The organism is Pseudomonas sp. LY-1 (assembly GCF_053502595.1).
Map to the genome: position 1 here is coordinate 1,985,575 of NZ_CP094353.1, position 19,959 is coordinate 2,005,533.

The following is a 19,959-nucleotide window of genomic DNA, read 5'->3' on the forward strand; positions in this document are numbered from 1 at the left end:
TGTGTGCGTCACGCTTTATTGATCGTCGAAATACCGCTCATGCCAGTCCACCAACGGCTGTGGCGAATTGAGCTTCTGCCCGTAGATCACCGAATAAGACAGCACGTTCTGCACGTACTGGCGGGTTTCGTCGAACGGGATGCTTTCCACCCACACGTCGAAACTCAGGTGATCGGCGCCGCGCAGCCACTGGCGCACGCGGCCCGGGCCGGCGTTGTAGGCGGCGGAAGCGAGGACGCGGTTGCCGTTGAACTGGCTGTGTACCTGGCTCAGGTAAGCGGCACCGAGCTGGATGTTTTTATCCGGATCGAGCACCTGGGCCGGGGAGGCCAGCGGGATGCTGAACTTGCGCGCGGTGTCTTTGGCGGTGCCGGGCATCAGCTGCATCAGGCCGCTGGCGCCGACGCCGGAGCGGGCGTCGTCCATGAACGCGCTTTCCTGGCGGGTGATGGCGAACACCCAGCTCGAATGCAGGCCGCGCACCTTGGCTTCGCGCACCAGGGTGTCGCGGTGGGCCATTGGGAAGCGGATGTCGAGGTCATCCCAGTACTGCGCCTGGCTGATGGTACGGATCGCCGGGAAGTACCACTTCATGTCGTAGGCCAGCCTGGCCTGGGCGACCATTTCGTCGCGGTTGAAGTGACGGCTGACGTGGTACCACTCGCGGCGGCCATCGACCACCTGGCCCCGCGCATAGAACTCCAGGGCGCGGCGCACGCCGGGGGTGTTGCGCACTTTGTTGATCAGCGCCTGGCTCATCAACAGCGGTTTGTTCATCAGTTGGTACGGCGCTTTGGAGCGGTCGGCGGCGAGGAAACCGTAGAAATCGCGCTCCCGCGACAGGTTCTTGTACAGCACCAGGGCTTGCGGGTTTTTCGGCTCGGCCAGTTCCAGGCTGCGGGCCTGCCAGTAGCGCCAGCGGTTGGTGGTGGCCAAGTCCTGCGGGAGTTTGCGCGTGAGTTGGTAGGCGTCTTCCCAACGGGCCAGGCGCAACAGCAGGCGCAGGCGCCATTCGGACACGGTGTTGTCGCGCAGTTCCGGGTCGTACTTGGTCATCACCTCAAGGGCGCGTGGGTCAAAGCGCTTGGCCAGGGTCAGGCCGATCTCGCGGGCAATCGCCACTTTTTCGTCACGGGAGAAGTGCATGCTGCTGGCATAGCCGTCGAGCATGGCCATAGCCTTGTCCGGGTCCTGGCGCGCCAGGCGGCGCAGGCCCAGGCCCACGGCGTCAGACATGGCCTCGGTGGCCGGCAGGAAGCGCGATGGGTCGTTGAGCATCTCCGGCTTTTGCGCCACGTCCACCATCAGGCGGCCTTGGGCGCCGAGGGTCGGCAGGCTTTTTACCAGGCTGTTGGCCAGCGCGTAGTTGCGGGCTTCGGCGGCGAGCTTGGCGCGGTCCCAGATTTTCTGTTCGGTGAGTTGGCCATCTGCGGCCCACTGCGCGAACGTGGCATCACAGGCGGACGGTTGCGATTTACCGGTCAGCCAGAGTTTTTCGGTGGTTTTGTAGCCTTCGGCCTTCAGATTGTGCGTGAGCTGGAACTGGCCATGCAGGCAATCGAGCTCGACGAAATTGAGCTTGGGGTCGTAGTACTTTTCAAAGGTCTGCCAGTCGCCACGCTCGGCCAGCCAGCGCAACCAACGCAGTTTCATCCAGTTGGCCTGGGGCAGGTCGCCGTTTTTGGCGAGGAATTGTTCGATTTCCTCGTTGCTCGCGGTCTTCAGGCGTGCGGTCAGCTCGTCGTAGGCCAGGTACGGCGTCAGCGGATAGTCGGCCAAGGCCTGGCTGTATTGCATGTAGGGCCCGGTATCGCCCTTGGCCAGGGCGCGTTTGGCTTCATCGTAATATTGACGTTGGGTGGTTATGTCCACGGCCAGGGCGGATTGAGCGGCAGTGGCGGTAAGAAGCAGACAAGATAAAAAGTTGAAAAGGCGACTGCGCATGAGACGTCCGTGCAGAGAAATCACGACTAGCGCCGGCACCGCCGACACTCATTGCCTCTAGCTTAGCCTTTTGCCAGCGGCCGGTGAAAGCTTTGCCGACCTGTTCGTTCAAGTTCGCAGGAATTGTCTTACAGAACCCACCCGTAGCGAAAATGCCGGCCGCATCCCACCCTCAACTCAGGTAGAATGCGCGCCCAGTTTTTGGAGAAGCGTATGACCCTGCTCAAATTCAGCGATGTGTCCCTTGCTTTCGGCGCTATGCCGTTGTTGGACAAGGTGTCCTGGCAGATCGCCCGTGGTGAGCGGGTGTGCATCATCGGCCGCAACGGCACCGGCAAGTCCAGCATGATGAAGCTGGTAAAAGGCGACCAGAAGCCCGATGACGGCTCTGTATGGCGCGCCCCGGGCCTCAAGATTGGCGAATTGCCGCAGGAACTGCCGGTGGCCGACGGACGGACAGTGTTCGACGTGGTCGCCGAAGGCCTGGACGGCGTCGGTGAGTTGCTTGCGCAATACCATCACCTGGCGCAGAACTGCGTCACCGAGGAAGACCTGGACAAGCTGATGCACGTCCAGCAAGACCTCGAAGCCCGTGACGGCTGGCGCCTGCAGCAACTGGTGGACAGCACCCTGAGCCGCCTGCAACTGCCGGCCGACAAGACCCTCGCCGAATTGTCTGGCGGCTGGCGTCGCCGCGTCCTGCTGGCCCAGGCCCTGGTGTCCGAGCCGGACCTGCTGCTGCTCGACGAACCGACCAACCACCTGGACATCGGCGCGATCGCCTGGCTCGAAGAAGCCCTCAAGGATTTCCAGGGCGCCGTGCTGTTCATCACGCACGACCGGTCCTTCCTGCAGAACCTGGCGACCCGCATCCTCGAGCTGGACCGTGGTGGCCTGATCGACTGGAACGGCGACTACGCCAGCTTCCTGGTCCACAAAGAAGCCACCCTGGCCGCTGAAGAAACCGCCAACGCCTTGTTCGACAAGCGCCTGGCCCAGGAAGAAGTGTGGATCCGCCAGGGCATCAAGGCGCGCCGCACCCGTAACGAAGGCCGTGTACGCGCACTCAAAGCCCTGCGCGTTGAACGCAGTGAGCGTCGCGAGCGCACCGGCAAGGCCAACATCATGCTGGAAACCGCCGACAAGTCGGGCAAGCAGGTGATGGTGCTGGAGAACGTCAGCTTCCATCACCCGGACGGTCCGTTCCTGATCAAGGACTTCTCCATGGTCCTGCAGCGCGGCGACCGTATCGGCCTGCTCGGCGCCAACGGCACCGGCAAGACCACGTTGCTCAAGCTGATGCTCAACGGCCTGCAACCGACCAGCGGTAAAGTGGAAGAGGGCACGCGCATCGACGTGGCCTACTTCGACCAGTTGCGTCACCAGTTGGACCTGGAAAAAACCGTGATCGACAACGTCGCCGAAGGCCGCGACTTTATCGATATCGACGGCCAGAGCCGCCATGTGCTGAGCTACCTGGGCGACTTCCTGTTCAGCCCGCAGCGCGCACGCACGCCGGTCAAGGCCTTGTCCGGTGGTGAGCGTGCGCGCTTGCTGCTGGCCAAGCTGTTCAGCAAGCCGGCCAACCTGCTGGTCCTCGACGAACCGACCAACGACCTCGACGTGGAAACCCTTGAGCTGCTGGAAGAGGTCCTGCTGACCTTCAACGGCACTGTGCTGATGGTCAGCCACGACCGGGCATTCCTCGACAACGTGGTCACCAGCACCCTGGTCTTCGAAGGTGAAGGCAAGGTGCGCGAGTACGTCGGTGGTTACCAGGACTGGCTGCGCCAGGGCGGCTCGCCGCGCCTGCTGGGCGTGACCGAGAGCAAGTCCGGCAAGGCCGACTTGACCTCCGCCGTCGTCGCCCCCGTGGCCGCCGCTGCACCGGCGCCGGAAGCCGCGCCTGCCGCGAAGAAGAAACTCAGCTACAAGCTGCAGCGTGAGCTGGAAGCTCTGCCGGGTGAAATCGACGCCAAGGAGCAGCAGATCGCCGCGGTCGAAGCGCAAATGGCTGACGCGGGTTTCTACCTGCGTCCGGCGGCGGAAACCGCCGAGGTCATCGCGTCCCTGGAAACCTTGAACCAGGAGCTGGAAGTGCTGGTTGAACGTTGGGCCGAGTTGGACGCCTGATTGATTCCAGTGCATTAAAAAACCCGGTGTTCATTTCAATGAGCGCCGGGTTTTTTATATGAGCTGCAGTCCAACATATGGGAGGGAGCAAGCTCCCTCCCATATTGGATCTCGATCGGTCCTACGCGCCTTTTACCAGCTTCACCGCCAGCACATCGCACGGTGCGCCGTGCAGGACGTCATTGGCGGTGGAGCCCAACAGCAAGGCCAGGCCGTGACGGCCATGGCTGCCGACCACGATCAGGTCGCAGCCCTGTTCCTTGGCCAGGTGATGGATTTCCTGGCGTGGCTGACCATAGGTCAGGTGGCTCTGACCTTTTTTCAGGTTCGGGTACTTGGTGATCAGGCGCTCAAGGCGTTCCTTGGCTTGATCGAATTGCTGCTGTTGCAGTTGTGACAGGTCCATCGGCACGTCGCCGCCAAAGGCCATGGCCATCGGTTCGACGATATGCACCAGGGACAGTTTGGCAGTGGTGCCAGCCAGATCCACGGCGCGTTTGATCACTGGATCGCACTCTTCGGTCAGGTCTACGGCGACCAGAATATGTTCGTATGACATGGGGCGTTCCTCCAGGGGACTGCAATAAGTTCAGTATGGCTGCTTTCAAGCGGATGGGGTTGCGTCAGGTCAAATCCGCTTATCTAAAAAATCGGGAGTACACATATGACGGTCTGGATAGTGGTGTCAATCCTTGCGGTGGTTTTGAGCCCCCTGGCATGGCTGCGCCCGTCGCGCCATCAGAGTGGGCGCATGGCCCTGCGCATGGAGGCGCGCCGCATGGGCCTGGCGATGCAACTGGCGCCCCAGGCGTGGCCGCACTGGCTCAAGCAGGAGCCGCCGAGCCCGTGTGCGCAATACCACCGGCCACGGCGCGGCAAGGTCCCTGCACTATGGAGTTATTGGCAGCTGGAGCCTGGCGTGTGGGTCAACCAGTGGCAGGAAGCCTGCGTGGACGAGCAATTGCTGGCGTATTTTGCGACGCTGCCGGCCAACGTCTACAAAGTCGAGGCAGACCGGCAAATGATCGCGTTGTGCTGGGGCGAGAAGGGTGAGGTGAGCGACCTGCAGGCCATTGATACGTTGCTCAAGGCCCTGGCCTGAACGTCGGGCAATAAAAAGCCCGACATCATCATCGGGCGGGGTTGGCCAGGCAGGCCGGTAAAACTGTGTGTTTCACGCCGGGTATTCACCCAGGCGTTTTGACTATTCTGTAATGGCTGCCGCAAGCCTAGCCGGATATCCGGATCTGTACAGTCTTTTTCTACGCTGTGTTCATTATTGATTTTGTGAATAGTTGAATATTGGCGAAGCGTGGGCCAAGGGTTGGGGTTCTGAAATGACTGGAAAGTCGCGTTTTTCCTAGCGCTTTCGAGCGATTGACAATTGCCCGGAATTGGATGAAGGTGGCGTACCCAAATCAAACGGGCGTATGAATTGAGCGTTTGTCTGTCAGACGTCTCATACAGAATCCCGACTATCGCATTGGCGGGTGTGCCTGGCGCATTGGGGTGAGCATTGACGAAATCATCAATGTCCAACCAGAGGCCAGCGTCCGATGTGTACTGTTCAGCTTCCATATCGTGGAGATCAGTTGATGATTTACGAAGGTAAAGCCATCACGGTTAAGGCTCTTGAAAGTGGCATCGTCGAACTGAAATTCGACCTCAAGGGTGAGTCCGTCAACAAGTTCAACCGTCTAACCCTGAACGAACTGCGTCAGGCCGTAGACGCCATCAAAGCAGATGCTTCGGTCAAGGGCGTGATCGTCTCCAGCGGCAAGGACGTGTTTATCGTCGGCGCCGACATCACCGAATTCGTCGAGAGCTTCAAGCTGCCCGATGCCGAGCTGGTGGCTGGCAACCTCGAAGCCAACAAGATTTTCAGCGATTTCGAAGACCTCAACGTGCCGACCGTTGCCGCGATCAACGGCATCGCGCTGGGCGGCGGCCTGGAAATGTGCCTGGCCGCGGATTTTCGCGTCATGTCGGCCACTGCGAAAATCGGCCTGCCGGAAGTCAAGCTGGGCATCTACCCAGGTTTCGGCGGCACCGTGCGCCTGCCGCGCATCATCGGGGCCGACAACGCCATCGAGTGGATCGCCGCCGGCAAGGAAAACAAAGCTGAAGACGCGCTGAAAGTCGGTGCCGTCGATGCCGTGGTTGCTCCGGACAAACTGGCCGAAGCCGCGCTGAACCTGATCAAGGGCGCCATCAGCGGCGAATTTGATTACAAGGCCAAGCGTCAGCCGAAGCTGGAAAAACTCAAGCTCAACGCCATCGAACAAATGATGGCGTTCGAAACCGCCAAAGGTTTCGTGGCTGGCCAGGCCGGCCCGAACTACCCGGCGCCGGTTGAAGCGATCAAGACCATCCAGAAAGCCGCGAACTTCGGTCGCGACAAAGCCCTGGAAGTGGAAGCGGCAGGTTTCGTCAAACTGGCCAAGACCTCCGCTGCCCGGAGCCTGATCGGCCTGTTCCTGAACGATCAGGAACTGAAGAAAAAGGCCAAGGCCTACGATGAAGTCGCCAAGGATGTGAAACAGGCCGCCGTACTCGGTGCCGGCATCATGGGCGGCGGTATCGCCTATCAGTCGGCGTCCAAAGGCACGCCGATCCTGATGAAAGACATCAACGAACACGGCATCGAGCAAGGCCTGGCGGAAGCGGCCAAGCTGCTGGTGGGTCGGGTTGATAAAGGTCGCATGACCGCGGCGAAAATGGCTGAAGTGCTCAACGGCATTCGTCCTACGCTGTCCTACGGCGATTTCGGTCACGTCGACCTGGTGGTCGAAGCGGTTGTCGAAAACCCGAAGGTCAAGCAAGCGGTACTGGCGGAAGTGGAAGCCCAGGTCAAAGACGACACCATCCTGGCGTCCAACACCTCGACCATTTCCATCACGCTGCTGGCCAAGGCCCTCAAGCGTCCGGAAAACTTCGTCGGCATGCACTTCTTCAACCCGGTACACATGATGCCGCTGGTGGAAGTGATCCGTGGTGAGAAGTCCAGCGAGCTGGCCGTCGCCACCACCGTTGCCTACGCCAAGAAAATGGGCAAGAACCCGATCGTGGTCAACGACTGCCCGGGCTTTTTGGTCAACCGCGTGCTGTTCCCGTACTTCGGCGGTTTCGCCAAGCTGGTCAGCGCCGGTGTGGACTTTGTGCGTATCGACAAGGTCATGGAAAAATTCGGCTGGCCGATGGGCCCGGCGTACCTGATGGACGTGGTCGGCATCGACACCGGCCACCACGGTCGCGACGTGATGGCTGAAGGCTTCCCGGACCGCATGAAAGACGACCGCCGCTCGGCGATCGACGCGCTCTACGAGGCCAAGCGCCTGGGCCAGAAGAACGGCAAGGGCTTCTACGCCTACGAGACCGACAAGAAGGGCAAGCAGAAGAAGGTTGCCGATCCGTCGGTCCACGAAGTGCTCGCGCCGGTCATCTATGAACAGCGTGAGGTGTCCGACGAGGACATCATCAACTGGATGATGATCGCCCTGTGCCTGGAAACCGTGCGTTGCCTGGAAGACGGCATCGTCGAAACCGCCGCCGAAGCCGACATGGGCCTGGTGTACGGTATTGGTTTCCCTCCATTCCGTGGCGGTGCGCTGCGTTACATCGACTCGATCGGTGTGGCCGAGTTCGTTGCCCTGGCTGATCAATACGCTGATTTGGGCCCGCTGTACCACCCGACCGCGAAGCTGCGTGAGATGGCCAAGAACGGCCAGAGCTTCTTCGGTTAAGCGTCCCATACACTTGAGCGAGAATATTTATGAGCTTGAATCCAAGAGACGTCGTGATTGTCGACTTCGGTCGCACGCCGATGGGCCGCTCCAAGGGCGGCATGCACCGCAACACCCGCGCCGAAGACATGTCGGCGCACCTGATCAGCAAATTGCTGGAGCGTAACGTCAAGGTCGACCCGAACGAAGTCGAAGACGTGATCTGGGGCTGTGTCAACCAGACCCTGGAACAGGGCTGGAACATCGCCCGCATGGCCTCCTTGCTGACCCAGATCCCGCACACCGCGGCCGCCCAGACGGTCAGCCGCCTGTGTGGTTCGTCGATGAGCGCACTGCACACGGCCGCCCAGGCGATCATGACCGGCAACGGTGATGTATTCGTGGTCGGTGGCGTGGAGCACATGGGCCACGTCAGCATGATGCACGGTGTCGATCCCAACCCGCACATGTCGCTGCACGCGGCAAAAGCCTCGGGCATGATGGGCCTCACCGCGGAAATGCTCGGCAAGATGCACGGCATTACCCGCGAAGCCCAGGATGCGTTCGGCCTGCGTTCCCACCAACTCGCCCACAAGGCGACCGTGGAAGGCAAGTTCAAGGATGAAATCATCCCGATGAACGGCTACGACGAGAACGGTTTCCTGAAACTGTTCGACTACGACGAAACCATTCGTCCGGATACCACCCTGGAAAGCCTGGCCGCCTTGAAACCGGCGTTCAATCCAAAGGGCGGCACCGTGACAGCCGGCACTTCGTCGCAAATCACCGACGGTGCCTCGTGCATGATCGTGATGTCGGCGCAGCGTGCCAAGGACCTGGGTATCCAGCCGATGGCGGTGATTCGTTCGATGGCCGTAGCGGGTGTGGACCCGGCGATCATGGGCTATGGTCCGGTACCGGCGACACAAAAAGCCTTGAAGCGCGCGGGCCTGACCGTCGCCGATATCGACTTCTTCGAGCTCAACGAAGCCTTCGCCGCACAGGCCCTGCCGGTGCTGAAAGATTTGAAAGTACTCGACAAGATGAACGAGAAGGTTAACCTGCACGGCGGCGCGATCGCCCTGGGCCACCCGTTCGGTTGCTCCGGCGCGCGAATCTCCGGCACTTTGCTCAATGTGATGAAGCAAAATGGCGGCAACCTCGGGGTTGCAACCATGTGCATTGGTCTCGGCCAAGGCATTTCCACCGTCTTCGAACGCCTTTAAGCGTTGGGTTGACGGAAGCCGGGGCCCAGTGCCCCGGTTTTTGTTTTTCGGTAGTTTTATTATTTTTTTTAACAAATTTTGTAAGGCGGCCAGAGCATGAAAGTCGAACCAGGGCTCTACCAACATTATAAAGGTCCGCAGTACCGCGTTTTTAATGTGGCGCGGCACTCCGAGACCGAAGAAGAAGTGGTGTTCTACCAAGCACTGTATGGCGATTACGGCTTTTGGGTGCGCCCGTTGAGCATGTTCCTCGAGTCCGTCGAAGTTGACGGCGAACAGGTCCCGCGCTTTGCTTTGGTGCAGGCCGAACCCAGTCTTTTTTCAGGGCAATAACGGCAGGCTGCGCAGAATGCTGCGCTTGACCTCACCCGGTTGCCACTATATATAGCGTTGCCGCGTCAGGCGCCAACTGCCTTTCACTTCTCGAATTCAGGAATTTTCCGATCCATGGGCAAATCGCTGGTCATTGTGGAATCCCCGGCTAAGGCCAAGACCATCAACAAGTACTTGGGCAACGAGTACGTGGTGAAGTCGAGTATCGGCCATATCCGAGACCTGCCCACCAGCGGTTCGGCTAGCGCCAGCAAGGAGCCTGCCGCCAAGCGCGGCAAGGCGGCTGCGGGCGAAGGTCCGGTGCTCACGCCTAAAGAGAAAGCGCGCAAGCAGCTGGTCTCGCGCATGGGTGTGGACCCGGAACATGGCTGGAAGGCCAAGTACGAAATCCTTCCGGGCAAGGAAAAGGTCATCGAAGAGCTGCGCCGGCTCGCCAAAGATGCCGACACCATCTATCTCGCAACGGACTTGGACCGCGAAGGGGAAGCCATTGCCTGGCACCTGCGGGAAGCCATCGGCGGTGATGACAGCCGCTACAAGCGTGTGGTGTTCAACGAAATCACCAAGAAAGCCATCCAGGAAGCCTTCTCCAAGCCGGGCGAACTGGATATCGACCGCGTCAACGCTCAGCAGGCACGCCGTTTCCTCGACCGCGTCGTGGGTTACATGGTCTCGCCACTGCTGTGGGCCAAGATTGCCCGTGGCCTGTCTGCTGGCCGTGTGCAATCGGTCGCGGTCAAGCTGGTGGTGGAGCGTGAGCGCGAGATTCGTGCGTTCAACCCTGAAGAATACTGGGAAGTCCACGCCGACCTCGGCACCGCCAAGGGCGCCAACGTGCGCTTTGAAGTGGCCCGTGAAAAAGGCGAGGCCTTCAAGCCGCTGAACGAAGCCCAGGCCATGGCCGCGCTGGAGAAGCTCAAGTCTTCCAGCTACAGCATCGTCAAGCGCGAAGACAAACCGACCAGCAGCAAGCCGTCGGCGCCGTTCATCACGTCCACCCTGCAACAGGCCGCGAGTAACCGCCTGGGCTTCGGCGTGAAGAAAACCATGATGATGGCCCAGCGTCTGTACGAAGCCGGCTACATCACCTATATGCGTACCGACTCCACCAACCTGTCGCAAGACGCTGTGGCGATGGCGCGCACGTATATTGAAAGCGAGTTCGGCAAGAAGTACCTGCCGGAGAAGCCGAACGTCTACAGCAGCAAAGAAGGCGCCCAGGAGGCTCACGAAGCGATTCGTCCTTCCGACGCCAACACCGAGCCGAGCAAGCTGAGCGGCATGGAACGTGACGCTGAGCGCCTCTATGAGCTGATCTGGCGCCAGTTCCTGGCCTGCCAGATGCTGCCGGCGCAATACCTGTCCACCACCGTCAGCGTGGGCGCAGGCGACTTCGAGCTGCGTGCCAAGGGCCGTATCCTCAAGTTCGACGGCTACACCCGCGTGATGCCGCAAATCGCCAAGCCAGGCGACGACGACGTACTGCCGGACATGGCCCAGGGCGACACGTTGAAGCTGATCAAGCTCGACCCGTCCCAGCACTTCACCAAGCCACCGGCGCGTTATTCGGAAGCCAGCCTGGTGAAAGAGATGGAGAAACGCGGTATCGGTCGTCCTTCGACCTATGCGGCGATCATCTCCACGATCCAGGACCGTGGCTACGTGGCGCTGCACAACCGGCGTTTCTATTCGGAAAAAATGGGCGACATCGTCACCGAGCGTCTGTCCGAGAGTTTCTCCAACCTGATGGACTACGGCTTCACCGCCGGCATGGAAGAGAACCTCGATGACGTGGCCCAGGGCGAGCGCGACTGGAAGAGCGTGCTCGACGAGTTCTACGGCGACTTCAAGAAAAAACTCGAAGTGGCCGAAAGCCCGGACAGCGGCATGCGTGCCAACCAGCCGGTGATGACCGACATCCCGTGCCTGACCTGCGGCCGGCCGATGCAGATTCGTACCGCGTCCACCGGCGTGTTCCTCGGTTGCTCGGGCTACAGCCTGCCGCCGAAAGAGCGCTGCAAGGCCACCGTCAACCTGGTGCCGGGCGATGAAATCGCCGCCGACGACGAGGGTGAATCCGAATCGCTGGTGCTGCGTGGCAAGCACCGCTGCCCGATCTGCAGCACGGCGATGGATGCCTACCTGTTGGACGAGAAGCACAAGTTGCATATCTGCGGTAACAACCCGGATTGCGACGGCTACGAGATCGAAGAGGGCAGCTACCGCATCAAAGGCTACGAAGGCCCGAGCCTGGAATGCGACAAGTGCGGCAGCGAGATGCAACTCAAGACCGGCCGTTTCGGCAAGTTCTTCGGTTGCACCAACCCGACGTGCAAGAACACCCGCAAACTGCTGAAAAGCGGTGACGCGGCGCCGCCGAAGATGGACCCGGTGAAGATGCCCGAACTCAAGTGCGAGAAGGTCAACGACACCTATATCCTGCGTGATGGCGCTTCGGGGCTGTTCCTGGCTGCCAGCCAGTTCCCGAAAAACCGCGAGACCCGTGCGCCGCTGGTGCTCGAGATCGTGCCGCACAAGGATGAGATCGATCCGAAGTACCACTTCCTGTGCGAAGCGCCGAAGAAGGACCCGGACGGTCGCCCGGCCGTGATCCGCTACAGCCGCAAGACCAAGGAACAGTACGTGCAGTCCGAAGTGGACGGTAAGCCGACCGGTTGGAAGGCGTTCTACGACGGCGGCAAGTGGAAGGTCGAGGACAAGCGCCAGGGCGCTTGATCGGTTAATCTGATAACGCTAAAAGCCGTCTGCATAGACGGCTTTTGCTTGCTGTAGGAGCGAGCTTGCTCGCGAAGGTCGCTAACGATTACACGAAAAACCTGATGCCCCACGGCACCCCCAGGTTTTTCGCGAGCAAGCTCGCTCCTACATACCAGCATTACGCCTATTCGTTGTGGAGATTGCCGTCATGGCCAACGAACTCTATACCCGTACCAACCAGAAAATTTACTTCGCGGGTTTATCCCTGGAAGCCCTTGGCCGTGCCGAGGAAGGGAAGGAGATGAACGCCATCGCGCTGGTCCAGGCGGGGCGTGAGGCGGCCCTGTTCCACCTGTACGGCGCCTTGCTCGGGCTGTGTCATGAAATCGCCGGGTTCTACCGTTTGCCCCAGGCCGGTTCGCCGCGTGCGGAAATGATCATGAATCGCGAAGTGCTGGACGCCATGGCGATCCCTGAACTCGCCGAATTGGTGGAAATGGCGCAAAGCCCCGACAGTTGGGTGGCACGCCTGCTCAAGGCGCATGCCGATATGTTCCAGCCGCCACGTGTTCCCCATGTGCCCAAGGGCGATGTGACCCAGCCGTTGATCGTGGCGCTGTCGCTGGAAGAGGATGAGCCGAAGCCGTTGAGCCGCGAAGAGCTTGAAGGCTGGCGCCAGGAGCTGAAAAACATGGCGCTGCGGTTTCGTGAAGGTTTGAACGAGTGCTGAGACACGCTCGTTGAGCCGGTGATCATTGCGAGCTGACAGCCAAGGCACCTGCGCAGATGGGTGCCAATCAAAATTGTGGCAGTGGGCTTGCTCTCACTAAGCACCATTCATCCAGCCGTAAAGAAACCTCGCCAGATCCACTGCGAGGCCCGGCAGATGACTGATATAATCCCGGCCTTTCGTGGAGAACAGACTTTTATGCCAACGTCCTTTCTGGAAATTGTTGAATTGCCTGACGGCCGAATCGAGCTGCGCCGGGCTGAGGACGAGGGTTCTCTGGTTATCTTGGACTTTTCCGAAGACGCCAAGGCGTTCCTGCAAGGCCAGCACGTGGAAGTGGCAAAAGCCATGTTGAGCGTTGGCGTACAGATGGCAGGCCGCCTGGCGGAAGGCGAACCGGAGAAAGAAGACGGTCCACGGGTTCTGCACTGAGTGTGGCGTGGGAGCTTGCTCCCGCTGGGGCGCTAAGCGGCCCTGAACATGCGATTGCTGCACCGTCCAATGGGAGCAAGCTCCCTTGCCACAGGGCTAGCCTGCGACACCTCGAATTACCCCAAACGAATATTCAAGCTCTGCGCATCGCCGGTACGCGCAGCGCTGATCAACTGTTGCTTGGCGTTGGCATTCAGCGGGTTCAACCAGCTCACCACTGTATGGCTGCGGCCCAGGCGCAGGGCTTCGCAGGTCAACTGCTGGGCACTTTGCGCGCCGCGTGGTTGCAGCAACAGGATGCGTTCGCGGTTGAGACCAGCGTCCCGCAGCCAGGCCTGGGTCAGGCTGGCGGGTGGGGCGATCAGCGTCAACCAGCGTGCATCCTGTTCCTCGCTCAGTTCGCGCAGGATCGGCGCCAGCAGGCTCAGGCAGCTCCCGGCCGCACCGCGCAACGACAGTTCACTGAACGCCTCAGGCTCGGCGCACCAGGGCGCCTCGACCGTTTCTTTGAGGATGGGCGCAAGGGGTTGGGCCATGAAGGCCTCGAACAGCGACAGTTGTGTGTGTTGTGGGGTGTGCACGAGCTGCATGATGCCTCCTTTAGCGGCGAATGACGCCGACGCTCAGGCCTTCGATCACCAGGTCCTGGTCTTTCAGGTTGACTTCGATCGGGGCGAACTCAGGGTTCTCGGCCAGGAGCCAGACCTTGCTGCCTTCGCGCTTGAAGCGTTTGACGGTGACTTCATCGCCGATGCGGGCGACGACGATCTGGCCGTTACGGGCTTCACGAGTGGTGTGGACGGCCAGCAGGTCACCGTCGAAAATGCCCACGTCCTTCATGCTCATGCCATGGACCCGCAACAGGTAGTCGGCGCGAGGGTGGAAGAAGGTCGGGTTGATGTTGCAGGATTCCTCGACGTGCTGTTGCGCCAGGATCGGCGCGCCGGCAGCGACGCGGCCGATGATCGGCAGGGTCGATTCGTCGGCCTTGGCTTCGAAACCGGGGATGCGAATGCCCCGCGAAGCGCCCGGGGTCATCTCGATCGCGCCTTTGCGAGCGAGGGCCTTGAGGTGTTCTTCGGCGGCGTTGGGGGATTTGAACCCCAGTTCCAGCGCAATTTCCGCGCGCGTCGGCGGGTAGCCGTTGTCGTCGAGGCAGCGCTTGATAAAAGCCAGAATCTCAGCTTGGCGTGGCGTCAGTTTTAGCATGTTGATCGCTCTGTCTTTTTATACAGTGACTGGGATTATATACAGTGGACTGCGCTTGGCAATCATCCTTTTTTGCGCGTCCGCTGGACGGTCATTCGTCAGCCCTCCTACAACGCAAAGACAGCGCTGCCTACAGAGTTGAAAGGATGTGATTAAATAGCGTTCAAATAGATGACTGCCCGGCCGGAAAGCGAACCCGCAGGCTTGACAAGACACAAGCTGAAACGTATGTTTCAAACAAGTGTTTGTCAGGCGGAGTAGCCATGGCCCAGTCGGAAACCGTTGAACGCATTCTCGATGCTGCCGAGCAATTGTTCGCGGAAAAAGGATTTGCTGAAACCTCATTGCGGCTGATCACCAGCAAGGCCGGGGTCAACCTCGCCGCCGTGAACTACCATTTCGGCTCGAAAAAAGCCCTGATCCAGGCGGTGTTCTCGCGTTTCCTGGGGCCGTTCTGCGCCAGTCTCGACCGTGAGCTCGAACGCCGCCAGGCCAAGGCCGACCATAAGCCAAGCCTGGAAGAACTGCTGGAAATCCTCGTTGAGCAAGCGCTGGTGGTGCAGCCACGTAGCGGCAACGACCTGTCGATCTTCATGCGCCTGTTGGGCCTGGCGTTCAGCCAGAGCCAGGGCCACCTGCGCCGCTACCTGGAAGACATGTACGGCAAGGTGTTCCGCCGCTATATGTTGCTGGTCAACGAAGCCGCCCCGCGCATCCCGCCGATCGAATTGTTCTGGCGCGTACACTTCATGCTCGGCGCGGCGGCATTCAGCATGTCCGGGATCAAGGCCTTGCGGGCGATTGCCGAGACTGACTTTGGCGTCAACACCTCCATCGAGCAGGTGATGCGCCTGATGGTGCCGTTCCTCGCTGCCGGCATGCGCGCCGAAACCGGCGTGACCGACCAGACCATGGCCGCCGCGCAATTGCGTCCGCGCAGCAAATCGACGCCAGTCCCCGCGAAGGTTTGACCGCCCCGGGTGTGCGCGGCCGCCAGCATCCGCTAAGCTAGCCGCCCATGCCGAATTCAGCTATTTACTCGCAACCCATTGTTCTTGCCGCGCCCGCCGCGCCGCGAGGGCAATGGGTTGTGTGCGTTATTTAAGGAAGGTTTATGACTGCTGCCCTGCAAGGTTCTTTGATGGTCGACGTTGCCGGCACCTGGCTGACGGCCGAGGATCGCCACCTGTTGCGCCAGCCTGAGGTGGGCGGCCTGATCATTTTTGCGCGCAATATCGAGCATCCGCGCCAGGTGCGGGAATTGAGCGCGGCGATTCGTGCCGTGCGCCCGGACCTGCTGCTGGCGGTCGACCAGGAGGGCGGTCGCGTGCAGCGCCTGCGCCAGGGTTTTGTGCGCCTGCCGGCCATGCGTGCGCTGGCGGATCACCCTAACGCCGAATACCTCGCCGAACAGTGTGGCTGGATCATGGCCACTGAAGTCCTGGCCGTCGGCCTGGACCTGAGCTTCGCCCCCGTGCTGGACCTGGACTACCAGCGTAGCGCCGTGGTCGGCAGCCGTTCCTTCGAGGGCAACCCCGAGCGCGCCGCGGTGCTTGCCGGGGCGTTTATCCGTGGCATGAACAGCGCCGGCATGGCCGCCACCGGCAAGCACTTCCCGGGGCACGGGTGGGCTGAGGCCGATTCCCACGTTGCGATTCCCAATGACGAACGCAGCCTGGAACAGATTCGCGCCAATGACCTGGTACCTTTCGCACGCCTGAGCCGGCAATTGGCTGCGGTGATGCCAGCCCACGTCATTTACCCGCAAGTCGACGCCCAGCCGGCCGGTTTCTCGCGCCGCTGGTTGCAGGACATCCTGCGCGGCGAATTGCAATTTGACGGGGTGATTTTCAGCGACGACCTGTCCATGGCTGGCGCCCACGTGGTCGGGGATGCGGCCAGCCGTATTGAGGCCGCACTGACGGCGGGTTGTGACATGGGCCTGGTGTGCAACGATCGGGCGGCTGCCGAACTGGCGCTGAGCGCGGCCCAGCGGATGAAGGTCACGCCATCGGCGCGGATCGCACGGATGCGTGGGCAGGCGGTTGCGTCGATGGAGTATAAGCAAGACTCGCGTTGGCTGGTGGCGCTCGGCGCGTTGCGGGATGCGCAGTTGATCGATTGAGACGGCGGCGCGCCTATCGCGGGTAAGCCCGCTCCTACACTTGATTGCGTACATTCTGTCGAAGCGCGGTCGAATGTGGCGGCGCGCTGGCCCGCGAGGGCGATCTAACCGTCAGCGTTTTTCTTGTTTGTTGGGCAGCGGCGCAAACAGCGCCTCGATCTCTTCGTTGCCCAACTGCCAATCCCCGGTGGTCCGCCCGTCCAGCACGCCCGCTGCAAGGTCGGACTTTTCCTTCTGCAGGTGCTGGATTTTCTCCTCCACCGTGCCCCGTGCAATCATCTTGTAGACGAACACCGGTTTCTCCTGGCCGATGCGATACGCACGGTCGGTGGCCTGGTTTTCCGTGGCCGGGTTCCACCACGGGTCATAGTGGATCACAGTGTCGGCTTCGGTCAGGTTGAGTCCTACGCCACCCGCCTTCAGGCTGATCAGAAAGATCTGCAGCTTGCCGCTCTGGAAGTCTTTCACCGGCGTGCGCCGATCGCGGGTCTGGCCGGTCAGCAGCGCGTAGGCGACACCGCGTTTTTTCAGCTCGAGTTCAATCAGGCTCAGCATCGAGGTGAACTGGGAGAACAACAGAATCCGGCGCCCTTCGGCAAACAGCTCTTCGAGCATCTCCATCAAGCTGTCGAGCTTGCCCGAGCTGCTGCCGCGCGTCGGCAGGGTGGCATCGTTGACCAGGCGCAAATCGCAGCACACCTGGCGCAGCTTGAGCAGCGCTTCAAGAATGATGATCTGGCTGCGCGCCACGCCTTTGCGGGTGATCTCATCGCGGACTTTTTTGTCCATGGCCAGGCGCATGGTTTCGTACACGTCGCGCTGGGCTTCATTGAGCTCGACCCAGTGGATGATCTCGGTTTTCGGCGGTAATTCCGTCGCCACCTGTTCCTTGGTGCGACGCAGCAGGAACGGTTTGATCCGACCGTTCAGGTGCTGCAATCGTACATCGCTGGCGCGTTTTTCAATCGGCACGCGGTAGTCGCGGTTGAAGCTTTTCACGTCGCCCAACCAGCCCGGCAACAGGAAGTGGAACAGCGACCACAGCTCGCCCAGGTGGTTTTCCAGCGGGGTGCCGCTCAGGCACAGGCGCTGCCGTGCGTTCAGCTCACGCGCCGCCTGGGCCGCCTTGCTCGAAGGGTTCTTGATGTACTGCGCTTCGTCGAGGATCAGCACATGCAAGGGCAGGGCGGCGAGTTGCTCGATGTCTTTGGGCAGCAACGCATACGTGGTCAGCAGCAGGTCGTAGTCCTGCAGGTTCGCGAAGTGCTTTTTGCGGGTGGCGCCATACAGCGCCAGGACCTTGAGTTGCGGCGTGAAGTGCGCGGCCTCGTCGAGCCAGTTGGGGATCAGGCTGGTGGGCATCACCACCATGCACGGGCGGTCCAGGCGCCCGGCGATCTTCTCGCTGAGAATATGCGCCAAGGTCTGTAAGGTTTTGCCCAGGCCCATGTCGTCCGCAAGAATGCCGCCCACCTCCAGCTGGTGCAGTGACTGCATCCAGCTCAAGCCCTCCAGCTGATAGGGGCGCAAGGTCGCGTTCAAGCCTTCGGGCGCGACGCAGGTGAAATCCTTGATGTCGCGCAGGCGCTGGGCGAAGGTGCGGATCTTCTCGCCGCCTTCCCATTGCAGCGGCAGGTCTTCCAGCGGGTTGAGGCGGATCGCGTCGGCCTTGGCCAGGCGCAGCGTGGTGGTGCCGGGTTCCTGCAGGTAGAACTCGCCGAGGGTGGCCAGGACGGGTTTCAGGCGGCCGTAGGGCAGCGCCACTTGCAGCGGGCCGTGGCCACCGTTGGGCAGGCCGGGGATGTTGACCAGGATCAGTTCGTCATCGCGGCGGCGTGCGAGTTTTTCCGGGTTGAGGATTTCGGTGTGCGAACGCATCAGGTTGAGCAGGATCGGCAGCAGGCTCAGGCGTTCGCCGTTGACGATGATCCCCAGTTCCAGGTCGAACCAGTCGCGCTCGGGGCCTTCGTCGACGGTGGCATACCAGTCGTCCACCGGGCTCAGGTCGAAGCCGAAGTCGTCGTCGATCTGCAACTCCCAGCCTTCGGCCCGCAGTGTCGGCGATGCGTTGAGGGTGAAGTTCAGCCAGGCGCTGTCATTGACCATCTCGAACAGTTCGCCGGCACTTTCCGGCAACGCTTTGCTCTGGCGCGTGGCGATCTTGAAACCGAGCAGGCGCAGTTGTTCGCGATAGCGCTGTTCCAACTCGGGGTGCCGCTTGATCCGCAGGCTCTGGGTTTCCTGGCGGACGATGATGTCGGCGTTCTTTTGCCCGCTGACGTAGTTGCCCAGATAGTTGAACGACAGCGCCGCACGGTGCTGGATATAGCGCTGCATCTTGCCGTTGCGCGGCTCGAACGCGCTGAACGCGACACTGGCCAGCCACAGGCGCGGCACGGGCAGCACGTCGTCCATCACCACTTGCGGCAGCACCACGCGGTTGTCCAGCACGGCCTGGAGTTTTTCCAGCAGTTCGGCGTCCTGGGCCGCCGCCGGGTAGGCCAGGGTTTCCTGGACCTTGAGCAGCACCGCCGCGATGTGTTTGCAGTTGGTGTGTACCGGGCAGGTGCAGCGGCTGTCCACCAGGATCAGCGTGCCCTTGGCCGATTCGCGCAACGAGATGGTCTGCCGGTAGACGTTGCTGCCCGAGCCTTCGCAACTGGCGATGATGGTGCTGTCGCCCGACTCGACGATGCGTACCCGGTTCTCCAAGGCATAGCGCCGCCCGCGCTCCAGGCTTTGTTCTTTGAAGCGATTGGCCCACGAAGGGGCCAGGGGCTTGGTGAGCGGCGACGTCAGGGGCATGGCGCTGGATCAGTCCTGAAAGTCGACGGGCGGTGCGCTGGGCTGTTTGGCGGTCAACGAAGTGATCTTGATCAGCAGCGCCAGGTGGCCGCCATCCAGGTAGTTGAGCTGGTTGTTCTTGGTCCGCACGTCTTTCTGCGCCAGATGCTCGCTGGCGATGACGCTGCCGTTGCCGTCGAACTGGTTGATCCAGAAGTCCGCGTCGATATCGGTAAAGCGCCCCAGTTGCAGGCTCAGCACACCCTCGAGGGGAAACTGACCGAACTGCTCCCGGCCGTCGGTGATCGCGATTTTTACCGGCTGCTCACCGAGGTTCTGTTCCCAGGCCTTGTGCGCGAGCACCGTGTAGTTGGCGTCTGCGCGGAGTTTGTCGACGATCGTGCCCAGGCGCGCCGGGCTGCTTCTGTCGCCCAGGCGCTCGGCGCCGGCATCCCAGTCTTCCGGCGCGGCGCGGCTGTTGATCACCGGCTCCGCGTTCTGGCGCACCAGGACCATTTCCACTTGGTACAGGCTGTCGGCAAACGCCGAAGGTGCGAGTACCACTAATAACAAGCTCAGAATGCGAAACACGCGCATTGGGGC

At 61.1% G+C, this 19,959-nt stretch carries 16 protein-coding genes; 10 read left to right on the forward strand and 6 right to left on the reverse strand.

What is annotated here, in order from left to right; genetic code table 11:
• Positions 1–15: 15 nt before the first annotated feature.
• Positions 16–1,944, reverse strand: coding sequence for a transglycosylase SLT domain-containing protein (locus tag MOQ67_RS09080; RefSeq protein WP_017848769.1), 1,929 nt, complete (start codon positions 1,942–1,944; stop codon positions 16–18).
• A 213-nt stretch (positions 1,945–2,157) separates the two neighbouring features.
• Between MOQ67_RS09080 and MOQ67_RS09085 the strand changes: the two genes are divergently transcribed.
• Positions 2,158–4,077 (forward strand): ATP-binding cassette domain-containing protein, encoded by a 1,920-nt coding sequence (locus tag MOQ67_RS09085; protein ID WP_017848770.1) that lies wholly within the window; start codon positions 2,158–2,160, stop codon positions 4,075–4,077.
• Between the two features lie 121 nt (positions 4,078–4,198).
• On the opposite strand, the gene MOQ67_RS09090 is transcribed toward MOQ67_RS09085, so the two are convergent.
• Positions 4,199–4,636 carry a universal stress protein gene (locus MOQ67_RS09090; RefSeq protein WP_017848771.1) on the reverse strand — a complete coding sequence of 146 codons (438 nt, stop codon included), beginning with the start codon at positions 4,634–4,636 and terminating at the stop codon, positions 4,199–4,201.
• 105 nt (positions 4,637–4,741) lie between these two features.
• Between MOQ67_RS09090 and MOQ67_RS09095 the strand changes: the two genes are divergently transcribed.
• The 7 genes from MOQ67_RS09095 to MOQ67_RS09125 all read left to right on the forward strand — a co-directional run bounded on the left by MOQ67_RS09095 (position 4,742) and on the right by MOQ67_RS09125 (position 13,238).
• Positions 4,742–5,179, forward strand: a complete 438-nt coding sequence (locus MOQ67_RS09095) for a hypothetical protein (protein WP_046490422.1) — start codon at positions 4,742–4,744, stop codon at positions 5,177–5,179.
• Positions 5,180–5,672: 493 nt separating this feature from the next.
• A complete protein-coding gene (fadB, locus tag MOQ67_RS09100; RefSeq protein ID WP_017848773.1) occupies positions 5,673–7,820 on the forward strand; it encodes a fatty acid oxidation complex subunit alpha FadB in 2,148 nt (715 codons plus the stop codon).
• Between the two features lie 29 nt (positions 7,821–7,849).
• Positions 7,850–9,025 carry an acetyl-CoA C-acyltransferase FadA gene (gene fadA / locus MOQ67_RS09105; RefSeq protein ID WP_026140242.1) on the forward strand — a complete coding sequence of 392 codons (1,176 nt, stop codon included), beginning with the start codon at positions 7,850–7,852 and terminating at the stop codon, positions 9,023–9,025.
• Positions 9,026–9,121: 96 nt separating this feature from the next.
• On the forward strand, positions 9,122–9,358 hold the full coding sequence (locus MOQ67_RS09110) for a DUF1653 domain-containing protein (RefSeq protein WP_010563748.1): 237 nt from the start codon (positions 9,122–9,124) through the stop codon (positions 9,356–9,358).
• Between the two features lie 114 nt (positions 9,359–9,472).
• On the forward strand, positions 9,473–12,094 hold the full coding sequence (topA, locus tag MOQ67_RS09115; protein ID WP_046384322.1) for a type I DNA topoisomerase: 2,622 nt from the start codon (positions 9,473–9,475) through the stop codon (positions 12,092–12,094).
• 190 nt (positions 12,095–12,284) lie between these two features.
• Positions 12,285–12,806: a DUF6586 family protein gene (locus MOQ67_RS09120; RefSeq protein WP_017848776.1), complete on the forward strand. Its 522-nt coding sequence runs from the start codon at positions 12,285–12,287 to the stop codon at positions 12,804–12,806.
• A 198-nt stretch (positions 12,807–13,004) separates the two neighbouring features.
• A complete protein-coding gene (locus MOQ67_RS09125; RefSeq protein WP_017254451.1) occupies positions 13,005–13,238 on the forward strand; it encodes a hypothetical protein in 234 nt (77 codons plus the stop codon).
• A 116-nt stretch (positions 13,239–13,354) separates the two neighbouring features.
• On the opposite strand, the gene sulA is transcribed toward MOQ67_RS09125, so the two are convergent.
• Positions 13,355–13,828, reverse strand: coding sequence for an SOS-induced cell division inhibitor SulA (gene sulA, locus MOQ67_RS09130; RefSeq protein ID WP_017848777.1), 474 nt, complete (start codon positions 13,826–13,828; stop codon positions 13,355–13,357).
• A gap of 10 nt (positions 13,829–13,838) precedes the next feature.
• Positions 13,839–14,447: a transcriptional repressor LexA gene (gene lexA / locus MOQ67_RS09135; RefSeq protein WP_003172575.1), complete on the reverse strand. Its 609-nt coding sequence runs from the start codon at positions 14,445–14,447 to the stop codon at positions 13,839–13,841.
• A 263-nt stretch (positions 14,448–14,710) separates the two neighbouring features.
• Here lexA and MOQ67_RS09140 point away from each other — a divergent pair, with 263 nt between their 5' ends.
• Together MOQ67_RS09140 and nagZ are read left to right on the forward strand one after the other, a co-directional pair.
• Complete coding sequence (locus tag MOQ67_RS09140) at positions 14,711–15,418, forward strand: TetR/AcrR family transcriptional regulator (RefSeq protein ID WP_017848778.1); 708 nt, start codon at positions 14,711–14,713, stop codon at positions 15,416–15,418.
• Positions 15,419–15,561: 143 nt separating this feature from the next.
• Positions 15,562–16,572: a beta-N-acetylhexosaminidase gene (gene nagZ, locus MOQ67_RS09145; protein WP_046490428.1), complete on the forward strand. Its 1,011-nt coding sequence runs from the start codon at positions 15,562–15,564 to the stop codon at positions 16,570–16,572.
• A gap of 111 nt (positions 16,573–16,683) precedes the next feature.
• Here the strand turns inward: nagZ and MOQ67_RS09150 are convergent, their stop codons facing one another.
• Complete coding sequence (locus MOQ67_RS09150; RefSeq protein WP_198717733.1) at positions 16,684–19,377, reverse strand: DEAD/DEAH box helicase; 2,694 nt, start codon at positions 19,375–19,377, stop codon at positions 16,684–16,686.
• A 9-nt stretch (positions 19,378–19,386) separates the two neighbouring features.
• A complete protein-coding gene (locus tag MOQ67_RS09155) occupies positions 19,387–19,953 on the reverse strand; it encodes a CsiV family protein (RefSeq protein WP_017848781.1) in 567 nt (188 codons plus the stop codon).
• Positions 19,954–19,959 lie beyond the last annotated feature (6 nt).

What these genes read in the sequence shown, in the direction of transcription:
- MOQ67_RS09090 (WP_017848771.1), bottom strand. Translation starts at nt 4,636, where the DNA reads ATGTCATACGAACATATTCTGGTCGCCGTAGACCTGACCGAAGAGTGC.
- MOQ67_RS09155 (WP_017848781.1), bottom strand. Translation starts at nt 19,953, where the DNA reads ATGCGCGTGTTTCGCATTCTGAGCTTGTTATTAGTGGTACTCGCACCT.
- MOQ67_RS09140 (WP_017848778.1), top strand. Translation starts at nt 14,711, where the DNA reads ATGGCCCAGTCGGAAACCGTTGAACGCATTCTCGATGCTGCCGAGCAA.
- lexA (WP_003172575.1), bottom strand. Translation starts at nt 14,447, where the DNA reads ATGCTAAAACTGACGCCACGCCAAGCTGAGATTCTGGCTTTTATCAAG.
- MOQ67_RS09120 (WP_017848776.1), top strand. Translation starts at nt 12,285, where the DNA reads ATGGCCAACGAACTCTATACCCGTACCAACCAGAAAATTTACTTCGCG.
- topA (WP_046384322.1), top strand. Translation starts at nt 9,473, where the DNA reads ATGGGCAAATCGCTGGTCATTGTGGAATCCCCGGCTAAGGCCAAGACC.
- MOQ67_RS09080 (WP_017848769.1), bottom strand. Translation starts at nt 1,944, where the DNA reads ATGCGCAGTCGCCTTTTCAACTTTTTATCTTGTCTGCTTCTTACCGCC.
- MOQ67_RS09085 (WP_017848770.1), top strand. Translation starts at nt 2,158, where the DNA reads ATGACCCTGCTCAAATTCAGCGATGTGTCCCTTGCTTTCGGCGCTATG.
- fadB (WP_017848773.1), top strand. Translation starts at nt 5,673, where the DNA reads ATGATTTACGAAGGTAAAGCCATCACGGTTAAGGCTCTTGAAAGTGGC.
- MOQ67_RS09150 (WP_198717733.1), bottom strand. Translation starts at nt 19,377, where the DNA reads ATGCCCCTGACGTCGCCGCTCACCAAGCCCCTGGCCCCTTCGTGGGCC.
- sulA (WP_017848777.1), bottom strand. Translation starts at nt 13,828, where the DNA reads ATGCAGCTCGTGCACACCCCACAACACACACAACTGTCGCTGTTCGAG.
- fadA (WP_026140242.1), top strand. Translation starts at nt 7,850, where the DNA reads ATGAGCTTGAATCCAAGAGACGTCGTGATTGTCGACTTCGGTCGCACG.
- MOQ67_RS09125 (WP_017254451.1), top strand. Translation starts at nt 13,005, where the DNA reads ATGCCAACGTCCTTTCTGGAAATTGTTGAATTGCCTGACGGCCGAATC.
- MOQ67_RS09110 (WP_010563748.1), top strand. Translation starts at nt 9,122, where the DNA reads ATGAAAGTCGAACCAGGGCTCTACCAACATTATAAAGGTCCGCAGTAC.
- nagZ (WP_046490428.1), top strand. Translation starts at nt 15,562, where the DNA reads ATGACTGCTGCCCTGCAAGGTTCTTTGATGGTCGACGTTGCCGGCACC.
- MOQ67_RS09095 (WP_046490422.1), top strand. Translation starts at nt 4,742, where the DNA reads ATGACGGTCTGGATAGTGGTGTCAATCCTTGCGGTGGTTTTGAGCCCC.